Here is a 14792-nt window from a genome sequence, read left to right as displayed (position 1 = left end):
AAAAAGGAAATCCCTGTCCCGCCTATGGATAAAATGAATTCCGGCCAAAAAAGCATGGGCGCCCTCATGCTCCACGGCGGCATTTTTCTCATGGTCAGCGGCTGGCTTTTGTATGCATTCTTGCCGATAACCCCCCGCGAAATCGCTTATTGGCTGGGCTTAGGGCACGAATGGATCGGTCTGCTTTTGGGAGTTTCTACGCTGGCTCACATTGGTTTAGGGATTTATAACCAGGCGGAATTTAAATCCATGTTCGGCGACGGCACCATTCCTTTGGCGGTAGCCGAAAAACACAGTCCCCTCTGGGTCGAACGCCATGTAGAACCGCTAGTCTCCGACGACGCTCCCCAGGAGCAGGCGCTCCAGGAGCAAAGCCTCGGTTAAAACGAAAGGCAGAGCGCAAAGATTGAACAATATCTTAACCCCCCTTTCACGTTTTTCGTGTATTTCGCGGTTCGTTTTGCAAAATCTGGTATATTAAAAAATGCCCTTGTCAGCTTTGAAGGCTGATAAGGGCATTTTCATTTGCTTACGCAGGCTCGCCGCCAATTAAGGCCAGCAGTTCCTGGGTCTTGGCTTCCAGCAGCGCCGCATCGCTTCTTGTTTCCACATTGAGACGCAGCACCGGCTCCGTATTGGACATGCGCACATTGAAGCGCCACTTCTCATATTCAATGCTAATGCCGTCAGTGTAGTCCACTTGGGCTTCGCCAACTGCATAGGCGCTTTCAATACGACTAATGACTTCCTTGCCGTCCGCCACTCGCCGATTGATTTCACCGCTGCAGGGAAATTTTGCCACTCGCTCCGCCACCAGCGCGGATAACGGCTTACCTGTGAGGCACATACTCTCCACCACCAGCAGCCAAGGAATCATGCCGCTGTCGCAGTACGCAAAGTCTCTGAAATAATGATGCGCTGACATTTCACCGCCATAGACGGCGTCTTCTGAGCGCATGCGCTCTTTGATAAAAGCATGGCCGCTCTTGGAAAGCACCGGCACGCCGCCCAAAGCTTCCGTCATTTCCACAGTGTTCCAAGTCAAGCGGGGGTCATGAATGATTTTAGCCCCTGGATTCTTGCGCAAGAAAGCTTCCGCCAAAAAGCCCACCATATAGTAGCCTTCAATAAACGCGCCTGTCTCGTCAAATAAAAAGCAGCGGTCAAAATCGCCGTCCCAAGCAACGCCCAAATCCGCCTTATGCTCCCGTACTACCGCCGCCGTCGCCTCACGATTTTCTATCAACAAAGGGTTCGGAATACCATTAGGAAAATTGCCGTCCGGGCGATGGTTTACCTTGATGAACTGCAAGGGCAGCCAAGTCTCCAACGCATCCAAAACAGGACCAGCGCAGCCGTTGCCGGCATTCACTACCACTTTGAGCGGTTTTAGCTTCATGCGGTTGATATACGTCAAAAGATGCCGGATATACGACTCCATAATCAGCCTGGGCATAATAAACCCTTTACTTTTCCCCGGCTCCACTTCATGCTTCCATTCTTCTTCCACCGCACGCTGGGCAATCTCTTTAAGCCCTGTATCGCCGGAAATGGGACGCGATTCTTTGCGCACCAGTTTCAAACCATTATAGTCCATCGGATTATGACTGGCGGTTACCATGATGCCGCCGTCCGCTTTTAGATGGGATGTCGCAAAATAAACCATTTCCGTACCGCATAAGCCAATATTCATAACTTCGCAGCCGCCGTCGCTGAGCCCCTCACTAAGGGCTATAGTGAGTTTTTCACTGGACAGGCGCACATCGCGCCCTACTACCACTTTTTCCGCCGCATACATTTGTGCAAAAACTCGGCCGACACGGTATGCCAGCTCCTCATTCAATTCCTCCGGCACCCGTCCCCGGATGTCATACGCTTTAAAAGCTGCCTTAGTCAAATTCATGCCTAATCCTCCTTTTTTATAGTTAGCCTTATTCAGGCTCTGCCGTAAACGTCTTCGAAACGGACGATGTCATCCTCGCCCAAGTAACTGCCGTTCTGTACTTCAATAATTGCCAGCGGGATCCTCCCGGGATTCTCCAAACGATGTTTGGTGCTTTGAGGCACAAAAATACTTTCATTTTCATGCACCATGCGTACCTCATCGCCCACAGTAACCTTGGCGGTTCCTCCTGTAACAATCCAATGCTCGCTGCGATGGTAATGCATTTGCAAGCTCAGGCAGCCGCCGGGATTGACTACAATGCGCTTCATTTTATATCCAGGACCTTCCCCCAGCACGCTATAGCTCCCCCACGGACGATACACTGTGGTATGTTCCTCCGCTTCCTTGCGGCCCAAGCTTTTCAGCTCCGCCACTAAGTCTTTTACCTTTTGCGACTCGCCCTTGCCTGCCACCAAAATCACATCGTCGGTTTCCACAACCAACACGTCCTCCAGGCCAATCCCGGCAATCAGACGGCTGCGTCCTAAAAGCAGCGAATTTTTACAATCCAGCGCCATACAGTCTCCGGCTATGGCGTTGCCGTCGCCGTCCTTCGGAAGCACATCGTAAATCGCATCCCATGAGCCAATATCATTCCAATAGCCGCCAAACGGAATGGTCAGCACCTGCGTTGATTTCTCCGCTACGGCATAGTCAATAGAGATATCCGGCATCTCTGCAAAGCGTTCACGCAGCGACTCAAGATCAAGCGCTAAAAGCTCGGCAATATCCGGCTGATGCGCTGCAAGCTCTTGCCGCATCGTACCCATCGAAAAGGCAAACATGCCGGAGTTCCAATAGTAATTTCCTGCTTCCAGATACTCCTGGGCCGTTTTTTCATCCGGTTTTTCTTTGAACGATTCTACACGAAAACCGCCGTCGCAAGGCGTACCCGCCTGAATATATCCATAGCCGGTTTCCGCCTTGGCCGGTCGAACGCCAAAGGTTACTAGATGCCCCAGTTTGGCCGCCTTCACACCCTCCTTCGCCGCCTGCTGAAAGGACTCCGGCGGGCGAATAATGTGATCCGCAGGACAAACAAGCAACACTTCATCGTCTCCGGCGTTCAACTCTTCCCGGCAATAGGCCATCGCCAGCGCGATTGCTGGCGCGGTATTGCGAGGCACCGGTTCAGTCACAATGTGAGCCTTAGGCGCGCCGCAGATGGCCAATTCCGTTTTAACATGATGCAGTTGTTCTTGATTGGTCACTACCAAAATGTCTTCCTGCTTAACAATCCCCTTTAGCCTTCCGACAGCTTGGCACAGCAAAGATTTGTCCGTACCCAACGATAAAAATTGTTTGGGCATGGTTTTGCGGGATAACGGAAACAGCCGAGTCCCGCCGCCACCAGCTAGAATTACCATTTTCATATAACAAGAAGTCTCCTTCCACAATTGTCCAATAATTGTATCTGAGTTTATTCTTTTCTGCGCCAGCCGCGGTAATTCCTTCCCGCTAAGAAAAACCGCTGCGCGGTCCTTTGAGAGCAAAGAGATTGAACAAGAGTCTCGATAGTCACGGGAGGGCACGATGGAGGGTTACGGGGCACGGTTTACACAGAGAAGCAAAGGAAAGGCCAGAGTTAACAGAGAAAAGCCGGATGGAACAGGAGTACGACGGCGCTAGAGGGTACGACGGAGGCTGCGGCGGCCGTGACTGTATTTATACTCTTATAAACCCCTTTCGTGTCTTTCGTGTATTTCGCGGTTCGTTATCCACACCCCCTTGCCGTGCCTCCTGTTTCAACCTCTCAATTCTGATATTGTAAGAAAAAAGAAGGGACTGTGCCGAAACTAAGTTTCAACACAGCCCTTCTCTTTATGGGAAGATTATTCTCGCTCTATAATTGTCGCCACGCCTTGCCCGCCGCCTACGCAAAGAGTCGCCAGGCCAATCTTTTTATTATGCCTATGCAGTGCATGAATCAATGTTGTCAAAATCCGAGCGCCGCTGGCGCCGATAGGATGCCCTAATGCAATGGCGCCGCCATGAACATTGACTTTCTCCGGTGCAAAGCCCAACTCTTTGGCCACGGCTAAGCTTTGCGCCGCAAATGCTTCGTTTGCTTCAATAAGCTCTAAGTCCCGCACCTCCAGCCCCGCCTTCGCCAAAGCCTGCCGCGTTGCCGGCACAGGGCCCATCCCCATCATGCCAGGCTCTACGCCGCCATCGCCATAAGAAAGAATACGGGCCAAGGGCCGTAGCCCCAAAAAATCGGCTTTTGAGCGGCTCATCACCACCAGCGCCGCCGCTCCGTCATTGAGTCCAGATGCATTGCCTGCGGTAACCGTACCGCCGTCCAAAAAAGCCGGTTTAAGTCGCTGCAAGGTTTCCATCGTTGTTTCAGACCGCGGATGCTCATCACACTCTACCAGCGTCGTTCCTTTGCGTCCCACAATTTCTACAGGCATCAGCTCCGCTGCAAAAGCGCCTTGGGCTTGCGCCGCTGCCGCTTTGGCCTGAGAAGCCGCCGCCAGCTCATCCTGCGCCAAACGGCTGATCCCATAATGGTTAGCCACATTTTCTGCGGTAATTCCCATATGATAGTCATTAAAGGCGCACCATAAACCGTCTTGAATCATGACATCCTTCGTTTGCCCGTGCCCCATGCGACAGCCGCTGCGCGCACGAGAATCCAGCAAGTACGGCGCATTGGACATGCTTTCCATGCCTCCGGCCACAACGATGTCCGCATCGCCCGCCGCAATGGCTTGGGCCGCCAAGTTCACGCTTTTGAGTCCGGAACCGCAGACTTTATTGATAGTGCAGGCCGCCGCTTCTGTGGACAAGCCAGCTTTCAACGCCGCCTGTCGGGCCGGATTCTGCCCTTGCCCCGCCTGCAGGACTTGACCGAAAACAATTTCTTCGACTAATTCCGGCGCTACCCCAGCTCGACGCACCGCTTCTTTGATCACCAGCCCGCCCAATTCCACCGCACTCAACGCCGCCAATGCGCCTTGAAAGGAACCCACAGGAGTTCTTACGGCACTGACAATAACCGCTTCTCTTTCTCTGCTCATATCATTGCCCCTTTCATCGTCTGCAAGTTCGGCGATACCGAAAATTCCGCCAGCGTTTTATCACGAACATCCGCCACAGTTACTTCCGACGCCAGTTCCTGCAGCACCATCCCCTCGGCGCCCCAAGAAAAAACAGCCAGCTCCGTTACCAAGACGTCCACAACCTGACGGCCTGTCAACGGCAGCGTACATTGTCGCAGAATTTTGGACTGCCCTTTTTTCGTGCAATGTTCCATCGCTACAATCACCTTGCGAGCGCCGTTCACCAAGTCCATAGCGCCCCCCATGCCGGGCACGCGCTGTCCAGGGACCATCCAGTTAGCCAAATTTCCTTCTTGGTCCACTTCCAGCCCCCCCAGAACCGTCACATCAATATGACCGCCCCGAATCAGAGCAAAAGACATGGCGCTGTCAAACATGGCCGCCCCCGGCACCAGGCCCGCAGGCTGTCCGCCCGCATCCACCAGATTGGCATCCTGCTGCCCTACAGCCCCTAAACCGACAAAACCATTTTCCGACTGCACCATCACTTCTACGCCTGACGGCAAATGCTGCACTACCTGCGTCGGCAATCCAATACCCAAATTCACCACGTCGCCATCGGTCATCTCCAACGCCACGCGTCGGGCTATGCGCGTTTTAGCATCCATTATCTTTTCCTCCCGCAACCACATAGTCCACGACAATACCTGGGGTCGCTACCGAATCCGGCAATAAAGTTCCTACCGGAGTCACTTCCTCTGCAAGCACTGCTACTACATCCGCCGCCAAAGCCATCAACGGATTAAAGTTGCGCGCTGTTTGGTCATATATAAGATTCCCATACGTATCTGCGCGGCGGGCTTGAAGCAAAGCTACCTCCGCCCGCAAAGGAAGCTCCAACAAATATTCACGTGTTCCTGAAATAATCTTCTTTTTTCCTTCCTCCACCACAGTCCCCAGCCCTACCGGCGTCAAAACGCCTCCCAAGCCGGCGCCGCCGCAGCGAATCCGCTCGGCCAGTGTCCCTTGCGGCACTAATTCCACGCTCAATTCCCCGGCCAAATATTGCCGTCCTGTTTCTCCATTTGTGCCGATATGAGAAGCAATAACCTTTTCCACACATCCGGCTGCAATTAGTTTGCCCACGCCTTTATCTACAAAGGACGTGTCATTTGCAATTAGCGTCAGTTTGCGGACCTTTCGGTCCACAAGGGCGTCGATCAACGCTTCCGGCGTACCTACGCCAAGAAAGCCGCCAACCATAACAGTCATACCGTCTTGTACCAGGGCTGCCGCTTCCGCCAATGAGCAACGCTTGTCTTTTTTCATAGTCCTCCCTCCACGCCCCATATACGGCGCACATCCGCCGGAGTCGCCAAGTCTCTCCCCATAGCGCTGGCCAGCGAGGCAATCCGTTTGACTAACATGGCGTTAGTGGCCAGCACGCCTTTTTCATAGTAAATATTATCTTCCACCCCAACCCGAACATGACCGCCCAAAGCCATTGCCATCATCGAAAGCGGCACATGCTGCGGACCAACTACCGCGACGCTCCAGACCGCACCAGGCGGCAACGCTTCAACCAAAAAGAGTAGATTGCGAGCGGTAGCCGGCAAAGCTCCTTTCACTCCCAAGACCAGGTTAAACACCAACGGCTCTTGCAAAAGACCTGCCTTCGCTAAAGAAATTGCATTGGGCACCATGGCGGCGTCAAATACTTCGCACTCCGGTTTGATACCTTTCTGGATCATTTCCTTGGCTAAATGTTCAATCAACGCTGGCTCGTTCACATTGGCGCTGCGGGGAAAATTGGAAGACCCCGTCGCCAAACTGGCCGAATCCGCCGTAAGAGCAAGCACCTCCGCCCGCTCTTCTCCTGTACGGGCCGCTCTGGCGCCTGTAGAAAGCTGGCGAACAATCGGACAGCCGGAAGCATCCAAGGCCGCCAGGATCTTTTGAAATACCTCCACTCGATGCGTCGGCGCACCAGCCTCATCCCGCGCGTGCAAATGAGCTACTGCCGCGCCGGCGGCAAAGCACGCTTCTACATCAGCCACTATTTCCGCCGCTGTTACCGGCACATGGGGCGTCATTTCCTTAGTCGGCACATTGCCGGTAGGGGCTATGGTAATAATCAGCTTTTCCATTTCAGCGACCTCCCTGTTCCAATTGGGCTGCAAAAACGACAAAACCTTTTTCTAAGCCTTCCAGCAATTCATCGGCTTGCTCTTTCATCAGGATCAAAGGCGGCGCAAGCAAGAAATGGTCGCCGTTTTCTCCGTCGGCGCCGCCAGTACCCGGATAAACAATAACCCCTTGCTCCATCAATAAGTTTGTTAATTTTTCCGCCAAGCCCATGGCCGCTGGAAAAGGCTCTTTCGTCGCTTTATCCTGCACTAATTCAACTCCAAGCATCAGTCCCTTGCCGCGCACATCGCCTACAAACCAGTATTTATGCAACGCTTGCTGCAGCTTCAACAGCAAATATTCACCGACAACTGCAGCATTACCGGCCAAGTCTTCCTCAACCAACACCTGCACGACTTCATTAGCCACCGCCGCAGACAGCGGATTGCCGCCATAGGTATGACCATGCACAAAAACACCGCTGCCTTGACAGAAGGTCTGATAAATTTCTTCCTTGGCCACTACGCCGCCAAGCGGCGAATAACCGGCGCTCATGCCTTTGGCCACGCAAACCATGTCCGGCACTACGCCCCAGGCGTCAATGCTAAACAGTGTGCCTGTACGGCCAAAGCCAGCCATAACTTCATCAGCAATAAACAAAATGTCATATTTATCGCAGATTTCCCGGATAATGCGGAAATAGTCCGGATGCGGCACCAACGCGCCGCAAGCTGCGCCGCCCACGGTTTCCGCAATAAAGGCGGCAATGCTGTCCGCTCCTTCCATTTTGATAACACGTTCCAAATCATAAGCGCATTCCACGCCGCAAGTAGCCTGCTCCTTGCCAAACGGACAGCGATAGCAATAGGCTGGCGCAATATGAGGAAAGTCGAGCAACAAGGGGGTGTATTTTTTTCGCCGTTTATCTCCGGTCATAGAAAGGGAGCCAATGGTATTGCCATGAAAGCTTTTCCAGCGGGAAATCACCCGATACTTGCTGCTTTTCCCATCCCGCTCCAGGTAATACTGTCTGGCCATTTTCAACGCTGCCTCAGTAGCTTCCGAGCCGCCGGACACCAAATAAAGACGATTCAGGCTTCCCGGAGCCAACTGCGCCACTCGATTCGACAGCTCCCGAATCGGATCGGATGTCCAGCGGGATAAATGGCTGAAAGCCACTTTTTGCGCTTGTTCGTGCATCGCCTTGACAATACGAGGATGCGCATGCCCCAAATTGCTCACCGCCGCGCCGGAGCAAGCGTCAATATAGCGTTTCCCTTGTTTGTCATACAAATAGATACCTTCGCCGCGCTCCACTTCGGTATAATTCTTTCTTACATTACGATAAAACACATGATCCATTTCTCATTCCTCCAGCTTTTCTTGCTTTGTAGTTATCATAGATGCTGCCGCAGACCTTGAGAAATTGACAATGCCGATATGTCTCATAGAAAAAAACAATATAAAAAAAGACCTGCTAGCTAAGCAGATCTCGTAGGGTTTGCATTATTTTTTTGTCTCAATGCCCAAGGCGGCAAAAAGCTCCTTACGTCCCGGCGTCTCTTCCTTATCCCGGTGCACCGCCGCCCATAATTCCAACTGTCCCGCCGGCGCATCCGTTAGTATCGCTAAAAACCCATTCTCTACTTCCGCCTGCACCAGACGTTCCGGTAAGAAAGCAACACCCAAACCATCTAAAACCGCCCGCTTCACACCTTCAGAATCGCTATACTCGGCTAAAGAATCTGGCTCCTGTTCCTGCATAGCGCCCTTCGATTTTTCGCGCATAACCGTTCCCGGACGAAACGATAGATAGGGCCATTCCGCAAGTGGTTTTCCCTGGCACAAAGAAACCATATCCAAGCAGCCCACCCATATCATGGCTTCTTTCCTCCAAAAGAATGGACTTAATAAAGAAGACACTGGTTTTTCATGCAGCAATCCTACATCAAATCGATTATTCAAGAGACCGTTTTCCACCTCTGCCCCGGAAAGACACAAATCAACCTGCAAGGACAAATTGGCCTTCTCACGTCTAAAGTGGCGCACTACCGATGACAAATGATAATTCATCAAAGGCGAAGAGATTCCCAGACGGACTTCTTCCGGACGCTCCGTAAAGTCCTGCATTTGCCCTTCCAGCTTCTCGTAAAGAACAAGCAAATTTGCGCTTTGACAAGCTAAAAATCGTCCTGCTTCGGTAATGTATAAACGCTTGCCCAAGCGTTCGAAAAGGCGTACTCCAAAATGCTCCTCCAGTTGGCGTATCTGCGCCGTTACTGTTGGCTGCGTAAAATTAAGGCGCTCCGCCGCCTGCGTAATGTTTTCCAGTTCCGCTACCGCCTGAAACGTGCGCAATAATCGCAAATCCATGATATCGCCTCCCTTCCGAGTAAGTTGCTGCATATATCCTTCACATTAAACCTCAAATCACCTGCACAAACAAGCTCATCGTCCCGCCGCACACCATGCCTTCATCAGCGGCCACGGCATTCAGCATTTCTATCGTATATACGTGCGTTTTCCCGGTCTGCAACGCCAAAAGCGCCTGCTGTTTCGCCTCAGCTTCGGCGCAGCCGCCGCCAATAGTTCCTTGTACGACGCCATCGGGCTGCACCAGCATCTGACTGCCAGCCTTGCGAGGCGTCGAGCCTTTGGTTTCAACAATCGTCACCAACACGATCTTTTGGCCTTGCTTTTGAAAATCACAAATGCTTCTCAACAGCGTTGCGTCCATGCCAAACCTCCTGTGCCAAGCGCAGCGGCTGAGCGCTTTTCTTTTGCAAAACCCCAAGAAGTTCCGCCGCAATGCTAAGTGCGATTTCCCCAGGCGTCTGCGCACCCAAATCCAAGCCAATTGGCGCATAAATCCTTGCCAGCCAAGCCTCTGGCACATCTTCGTCCGCCAATTGCCGAAAAAGAGCCGCCACACGCCGGCGGCTGCCCAGCATGCCCATGTACGCGGGCATCGTTCCCTGCAAAAGCCGCAAACATAACAGATCATGCTGGTGCCCGCGCGTGGCCAATACTACAGCGGTTTGGGCATCGATACGCCCCGCCAGTTGCACTGTCGCCTTGGCAAAATCCTGACACACTAGTTCCGTCCCTGCTGGAAACCAGGCCGCTGCCATAAACTCTGGTCGATCATCAACCACAATCAGCTCAAACCCCACGAGACTCAGCATCTGCGCCAGAGCGCGGCTGATATGACCGGCTCCGAAAATAATCGCCTTGCGAGCAGGCAGCAAGCGGTCCCAAAAAACCTGCCCACAGCCGCCAGTGCTATGCTCCAGCCGCAATAGTTTTGGACCCGGCCAGCTTTGTTCTTGTATATAATCTATTAGTTTTTTCGTAAAATCCTGGTCCCAAATAGTTCCATCTTGTCGACCATCTTGATACAGTAAGAGCATTTGCCCCACAGCCTGCGCTTCCGGACAAGCCACTAAAGTTACCACATCAAACAGTTCGCCATCTTGCGCCGCTTGGGCCAAAGTTTCAAAATGACTCATCGTTTTTCCCCAAATACAGCAGTGCTTCCACTACGCCGCCGCCCACAGCGCGGGCTTTGTCAGAAATGCTGAAACAATGCTCCTGCCGACAGCGCGGATCGACATCCGCTACCTTCATGCCGGCGTCTACCAGCAGCCCCTCACGCAGCAAGCCGCGCAGCACCCCTGCAATTTGAGTGCAAACCGGCGCTTCCCCCGCATAGGCCACAGTTTCACCGGCGCAGACCGTATCGCCGATTGTCCGTACGCAGCGAAACAGTCCCGCCGCAGGCGCGCGCAGTACCCGTTCTTGCGTATAGCCGCCGATAGCGCCCGGGACCCCTGTGTTGGGAGCAGCTGCGCCCTCCATGATAACCCTGCCCAAATCATGGCCTCGGTTGGTTTCGACCACGGCATGCACATCCTGCTGTGCAGTGAACCCTGGACCTACGCCGATGACAAGTTCCGCCTGCTCTTTATATGTACCGGTATTTCGTTTTGCCAAGGTCGCATCCACCAACGCCCAAGGGCGCAAGGTACGCCACAATGCCCCTTCCGCATCGACTACCACTGGAATAATGCCTCTTGCAGCTACCGCCGTCGCCTCCGCAGCGCTGCTCAAAACAGCTTCGACGCCCTCTACCGTGCAGCGTCCTTCATATACAGCCTGTGCAAAAGCCACCGTCCGCCGAATGACAGTAGGCTGGGGCAACTCGCTGATCACTACGGAAAAACCGCAGCGTAACAACCGGTGGGCGATGCCGCTGGCCAAATCGCCGCCACCTTTTACCAATACTAGCTTTTTCATGATGTATCTCCTAACTGCACTGACGCAAAGAATAAGGTTTTGAACAAAAGTGAATGAAATAGAGCGAAGGATAGAGATTGAACAAGAGTCGCGGCGAGAACCTGAGAACCCGCATGAGGGTTACGGCGGTGGCCATTGCATTTGAGACTTTTGTTGGAGCAAGACGCTCCGCAGGACGAAAAAGCCGGTTAAGGCGGATCACAGTTTCGCCTGTTTGAGCGCAGCGAGTTAAGAAACTGCCGACTTAAACAGCTTTTTCGAGGCGCGCGCAAACCTTGTCTCAAATCCAAGGGTGCCGCCCGATCTATGCAAAGACGCTAGCATTCAGCTGGATTTTTCAGTCTCACAGCCTGTAAAAAAAGAGGCTGCTCCTTTGCCAGGAACAACCTCCTTCATGTTAAATGTACAAGATTGATTGTATTATATAGCATTCTTGCTTTCTTTTCAACAAATCGACCCTTCTCGCTATTTCGCGACAGCCGTTTCCGCCTCTTCCGGCAGTTCCATTTGTTCCGACTTATGAGCCCAATAGCCTGCCAACAAACTGCCGCTGATAAACTGCCAAATGCTGCAGATCGCCGCAGGCAAGGCCGCCATGGGATCCAAGTGCGCCAAGGCCAGCGCGACAGTCAAACCGGAGTTTTCCATGCCGATCTCAAAAGATACGGCCCGGGATTTTTCCTCCGGCATGCCCAAAGACCGCGCCGAACCATAGCCCAGCAACAAGCCTAAGCCATTGTGCAACACCACCGCCACACAAAGAATCAAGGCCATTGTCGCCATTTTAGCCGCGTTCAGGGCCACAACCGAAGAAAGAATGGTAATAATGCAGACCACCGATAACACAGGCACTATTTTGCTGACTTTTTCCACTTGCTTGGGCGCCGCCATATGGAGCAATACGCCGGCTGTTACCGGAATCAGCACCATTTTTACAATATCCCAGAGCAGCGCTTCCGTATCAATGGGAATCATGGCTCCAGCCAACAGCAAGAAAATAGTCGGCGTCAAAAAGGGCGCCAAGACCGTATTTACGCTGGAAACGGTTACGGAAAGCGCCGTATCCCCTTTGGCGATATAGGTCATAACATTAGAGCCAGTACCGCTGGGGCAAGAACCCAAGAGCACCATGCCCGCCGCCAGAGCTGCCGGCAAGCCTAAGGCTTTCGCCACCAGAAAGCCAACTACAGGCATAATCAAGTAACGCAGCACGACGCCGTAGAATACATCCTTGGGACGCGTAAAAACCAGGCGAAAATCCTTCAAGGACATGGTCAAGCCCATGCCCAGCATAATAACGCCCAGCAAATAAGAAATATATTTACCAATCGGCTTGAAGGGTTCTGGATTTAAAAAAGCCAATGCCGAAAACAAAACAACCCATAATGTCATCCAGCGACAAACAAAGTCCGCTGTTTTCTCTAATGCTTTCCTCATAAAAATGCACACTCCCCAATAAAATATTAATAGTATTTCTTCACGTTTTGACATCTGTTTCCGGAATCCACATATCTAAACATGTATTCTATGCGTCCGTCGGCTGCGCATGCCGCCGGACGACAAAAAAGCCCCCTGCCCCCTTCAAGTCCAAAGACTGAAAGGGGCAAGAGGCTAAACTCCTGCGGTACCACCCTTTTTACAGACAATACGTCTGCATCTCATCAGGTCTAACAACCCTAGCAAGATAACGGTTGCACTCCTTGCGGAGCTGAGGCCGGCGCGGCTTACTTTTTGCATTTCAGCGTTGCTGTTCAGGAGTGATTTTTGCCCAATCCTCGCTGCCGATTCGCACCAACCACCGGCTCTCTGAAACGATTTTGATTGACCAACGTTCTCCCTCGTTACATTTATTTTGTATTTATTTTTTAGAAACATATCTTTGTAACGATTATTACTATACTCGTTTACAAATTTTCTGTCAAGCCTTATTTTTGTCCGGCAAAATACAACGAATGCCTTGAGGATTGAAACAGCCGTTGCAAGATACGCAAGAAGCCTTCTCCTGCCCAGCCGCCAAGCGTTTCACTAAATCCGGCTCGCAAATAAAGGCGCGGCTCATGGAAACCAAGTCGGCCTTGCCTTCATTGATCGCCTCTTGCATAACCGCGCGCGAACGCATGCCTCCCACTAAAATAACCGGCACTTCCACCGCCGCCTTTACCGCAGCCGCTGCCGCCTGAAAATAAGCTTCATCCTTACCCGTGCGGATGCCTGGTTTGGCCATAACCAGGCGGTTTTCCTTGATCGTGCCGCCGCTGAGTTCAATGGCGTCGACAGAAGCTGCCGCAAATTGCTTAGCGTACTGCACAACCTCCGCCAGCGCCAGCTGGGGCTGCATAGTTTCCGGCAAGCCATCTGTGCTGTTCAGCTTGATCCAAAGGGGAAAATCCGGGCCTACCTCCTGACGGACAGATGCTACTACTTCTAAGGGAAAACGAACGCGCTTTTCCCAGGATCCGCCATACTCATCTTCTCGGCGATTGGTATAAGGCGAGAGAAACTGCGCTAATAAATAGCCATGCGCCATATGGAGCTGCACGCCGTCGCAGCCAGCTTCCTTCGCTCGCCGCGCTGCCGCCGCATAATCCTGGGCCAATTGCTGCAATTCCGCCTCGGTCAGCGCCCGCGCTGTCCGGGCTCCTGTTTCATCAAAAAGATCCCTTGGCGCCACCGGCATTTCCCCTTCAATAATTTCCGGCGCCGTTTGCCGCCCCGCATGGGCCAGTTGCAACACTAAGCGCACGTCATGCTTATGAACCAGCCGTGCCAGCTCCCGCCAGCCCTCTACATACTTATCATCCCATATGCCGTTTTGCTTTTGCGCCGCCCGTCCATGCGGATGCGCCACATAGGCGTGGCCCGTAATAATTGTACCCACGCCGCCAGTTGCCAATTGCTCATACAAGGCCATCTTTTCCGCCGTAATCCGGCCATCCGGCGTGCCTAGCCAATCCTCCGTCGCCGAACGCACAAAGCGATTTTTAAGCGCCATTTTACCAATCACACAAGGAGAAAACAAATTTTTCATCTTTCACGCCTCTTTCCCTAAGTCGTTATCCGGTTTCTTCCAACCTCAACATGTACGCCTTTTAAGAGAATTAGAAAAACAGGCAAAAAAACCTGCCGTTCTCACCAAAAGAACATAGGATTATCTTGCCTGTTTTAACCAAATCTTAGTCATCATCTCCTTGGCGATGGTAACCGTATTTAGCGTTCATAGTCCAGCTTTTCCACGATTTTACCGGTGCAGGCACTACAAAAATCATTTCCTGCGTTCCTCCCGGCGGAATATAACCGCAAATTGCAAGTGCAAGTTGAACACTTTGGTAAAGTAGAACAGTAGTTTAAATTAAGCAGCATAAATAGAGTCAAGAAAGTCTTCGAAAAGGTCGTCTGGAGTTCGATAACCGAGGCGCTTG

General features: G+C 52.4%; 14 protein-coding genes and 1 other annotated feature. Of the genes, 1 reads left to right on the top strand and 13 read right to left on the bottom strand.

All coding sequences use genetic code 11. From position 1 onward, the window contains the following. Positions 1-384: cytochrome b/b6 domain-containing protein (locus PHF27_RS09350; RefSeq protein ID WP_300068973.1), on the top strand; the 384-nt coding region annotated here is incomplete at its 5' end. 145 nt (positions 385-529) lie between these two features. Here PHF27_RS09350 and PHF27_RS09345 read toward each other — a convergent pair. The 13 genes from PHF27_RS09345 to PHF27_RS09285 all read right to left on the bottom strand — a co-directional run bounded on the left by PHF27_RS09345 (position 530) and on the right by PHF27_RS09285 (position 14401). Then, positions 530-1903 carry a phosphomannomutase gene (locus tag PHF27_RS09345; RefSeq protein WP_300068970.1) on the bottom strand — a complete coding sequence of 458 codons (1374 nt, stop codon included), beginning with the start codon at positions 1901-1903 and terminating at the stop codon, positions 530-532. A gap of 32 nt (positions 1904-1935) precedes the next feature. Then, positions 1936-3318 carry a mannose-1-phosphate guanylyltransferase/mannose-6-phosphate isomerase gene (locus PHF27_RS09340; protein ID WP_300068968.1) on the bottom strand — a complete coding sequence of 461 codons (1383 nt, stop codon included), beginning with the start codon at positions 3316-3318 and terminating at the stop codon, positions 1936-1938. Between the two features lie 459 nt (positions 3319-3777). Further along, complete coding sequence (locus PHF27_RS09335; protein ID WP_300068966.1) at positions 3778-4968, bottom strand: acetyl-CoA C-acetyltransferase; 1191 nt, start codon at positions 4966-4968, stop codon at positions 3778-3780. Then, positions 4965-5618, bottom strand: a complete 654-nt coding sequence (locus tag PHF27_RS09330) for a 3-oxoacid CoA-transferase subunit B (protein WP_300068963.1) — start codon at positions 5616-5618, stop codon at positions 4965-4967. Before PHF27_RS09330 ends, PHF27_RS09335 begins: the two co-directional genes overlap by 4 nt. Continuing rightward, entirely contained in the window at positions 5608-6279 is a 672-nt protein-coding gene (gene atoD / locus PHF27_RS09325) for an acetate CoA-transferase subunit alpha (RefSeq protein WP_300068960.1), read from the bottom strand. Before atoD ends, PHF27_RS09330 begins: the two co-directional genes overlap by 11 nt. Then, positions 6276-7097 (bottom strand): 3-keto-5-aminohexanoate cleavage protein, encoded by an 822-nt coding sequence (locus PHF27_RS09320; RefSeq protein WP_300068956.1) that lies wholly within the window; start codon positions 7095-7097, stop codon positions 6276-6278. The genes atoD and PHF27_RS09320 overlap by 4 nt, the downstream gene beginning before the upstream one ends. Before the next feature lies 1 nt (position 7098). After that, positions 7099-8439: an aspartate aminotransferase family protein gene (locus PHF27_RS09315; RefSeq protein ID WP_300068954.1), complete on the bottom strand. Its 1341-nt coding sequence runs from the start codon at positions 8437-8439 to the stop codon at positions 7099-7101. 144 nt (positions 8440-8583) lie between these two features. Continuing rightward, a complete protein-coding gene (locus PHF27_RS09310; protein ID WP_300068952.1) occupies positions 8584-9450 on the bottom strand; it encodes a LysR family transcriptional regulator in 867 nt (288 codons plus the stop codon). Positions 9451-9502: 52 nt separating this feature from the next. Beyond that, the gene (locus PHF27_RS09305; protein ID WP_300068949.1) at positions 9503-9814 is read right to left on the bottom strand and encodes an XdhC family protein; all 312 of its coding nucleotides are present in this window, start codon (positions 9812-9814) and stop codon (positions 9503-9505) included. Then, positions 9783-10586, bottom strand: a complete 804-nt coding sequence (locus tag PHF27_RS09300; RefSeq protein WP_300068946.1) for an XdhC family protein — start codon at positions 10584-10586, stop codon at positions 9783-9785. The genes PHF27_RS09305 and PHF27_RS09300 overlap by 32 nt, the downstream gene beginning before the upstream one ends. Continuing rightward, a complete protein-coding gene (gene yqeB / locus PHF27_RS09295; protein ID WP_300068943.1) occupies positions 10573-11373 on the bottom strand; it encodes a selenium-dependent molybdenum cofactor biosynthesis protein YqeB in 801 nt (266 codons plus the stop codon). Before yqeB ends, PHF27_RS09300 begins: the two co-directional genes overlap by 14 nt. A 465-nt stretch (positions 11374-11838) precedes the next feature. Next, positions 11839-12810 carry a bile acid:sodium symporter family protein gene (locus PHF27_RS09290; RefSeq protein ID WP_300068940.1) on the bottom strand — a complete coding sequence of 324 codons (972 nt, stop codon included), beginning with the start codon at positions 12808-12810 and terminating at the stop codon, positions 11839-11841. Between the two features lie 159 nt (positions 12811-12969). Further along, positions 12970-13224: a binding site (T-box leader), on the bottom strand. Positions 13225-13291: 67 nt separating this feature from the next. Beyond that, positions 13292-14401: an NADH:flavin oxidoreductase gene (locus PHF27_RS09285; protein WP_300068937.1), complete on the bottom strand. Its 1110-nt coding sequence runs from the start codon at positions 14399-14401 to the stop codon at positions 13292-13294. Positions 14402-14792: the final 391 nt, after the last annotated feature.

This window comes from Anaeromusa sp. (genome assembly GCF_028691475.1).
Lineage (GTDB): Bacteria > Bacillota > Negativicutes > Anaeromusales > Anaeromusaceae > Anaeromusa.
This window is presented reverse-complemented; position numbering and strand designations above follow the sequence as displayed.

Excerpts from the sequence above, each read along its gene's own strand:
- PHF27_RS09305 (WP_300068949.1), bottom strand. The coding sequence starts at position 9,814 with ATGGACGCAACGCTGTTGAGAAGCATTTGTGATTTTCAAAAGCAAGGC.
- yqeB (WP_300068943.1), bottom strand. The coding sequence starts at position 11,373 with ATGAAAAAGCTAGTATTGGTAAAAGGTGGCGGCGATTTGGCCAGCGGC.
- PHF27_RS09310 (WP_300068952.1), bottom strand. The coding sequence starts at position 9,450 with ATGGATTTGCGATTATTGCGCACGTTTCAGGCGGTAGCGGAACTGGAA.
- PHF27_RS09320 (WP_300068956.1), bottom strand. The coding sequence starts at position 7,097 with ATGGAAAAGCTGATTATTACCATAGCCCCTACCGGCAATGTGCCGACT.
- PHF27_RS09315 (WP_300068954.1), bottom strand. The coding sequence starts at position 8,439 with ATGGATCATGTGTTTTATCGTAATGTAAGAAAGAATTATACCGAAGTG.
- PHF27_RS09335 (WP_300068966.1), bottom strand. The coding sequence starts at position 4,968 with ATGAGCAGAGAAAGAGAAGCGGTTATTGTCAGTGCCGTAAGAACTCCT.
- PHF27_RS09290 (WP_300068940.1), bottom strand. The coding sequence starts at position 12,810 with ATGAGGAAAGCATTAGAGAAAACAGCGGACTTTGTTTGTCGCTGGATG.
- atoD (WP_300068960.1), bottom strand. The coding sequence starts at position 6,279 with ATGAAAAAAGACAAGCGTTGCTCATTGGCGGAAGCGGCAGCCCTGGTA.
- PHF27_RS09345 (WP_300068970.1), bottom strand. The coding sequence starts at position 1,903 with ATGAATTTGACTAAGGCAGCTTTTAAAGCGTATGACATCCGGGGACGG.
- PHF27_RS09330 (WP_300068963.1), bottom strand. The coding sequence starts at position 5,618 with ATGGATGCTAAAACGCGCATAGCCCGACGCGTGGCGTTGGAGATGACC.
- PHF27_RS09340 (WP_300068968.1), bottom strand. The coding sequence starts at position 3,318 with ATGAAAATGGTAATTCTAGCTGGTGGCGGCGGGACTCGGCTGTTTCCG.
- PHF27_RS09285 (WP_300068937.1), bottom strand. The coding sequence starts at position 14,401 with ATGAAAAATTTGTTTTCTCCTTGTGTGATTGGTAAAATGGCGCTTAAA.
- PHF27_RS09300 (WP_300068946.1), bottom strand. The coding sequence starts at position 10,586 with ATGAGTCATTTTGAAACTTTGGCCCAAGCGGCGCAAGATGGCGAACTG.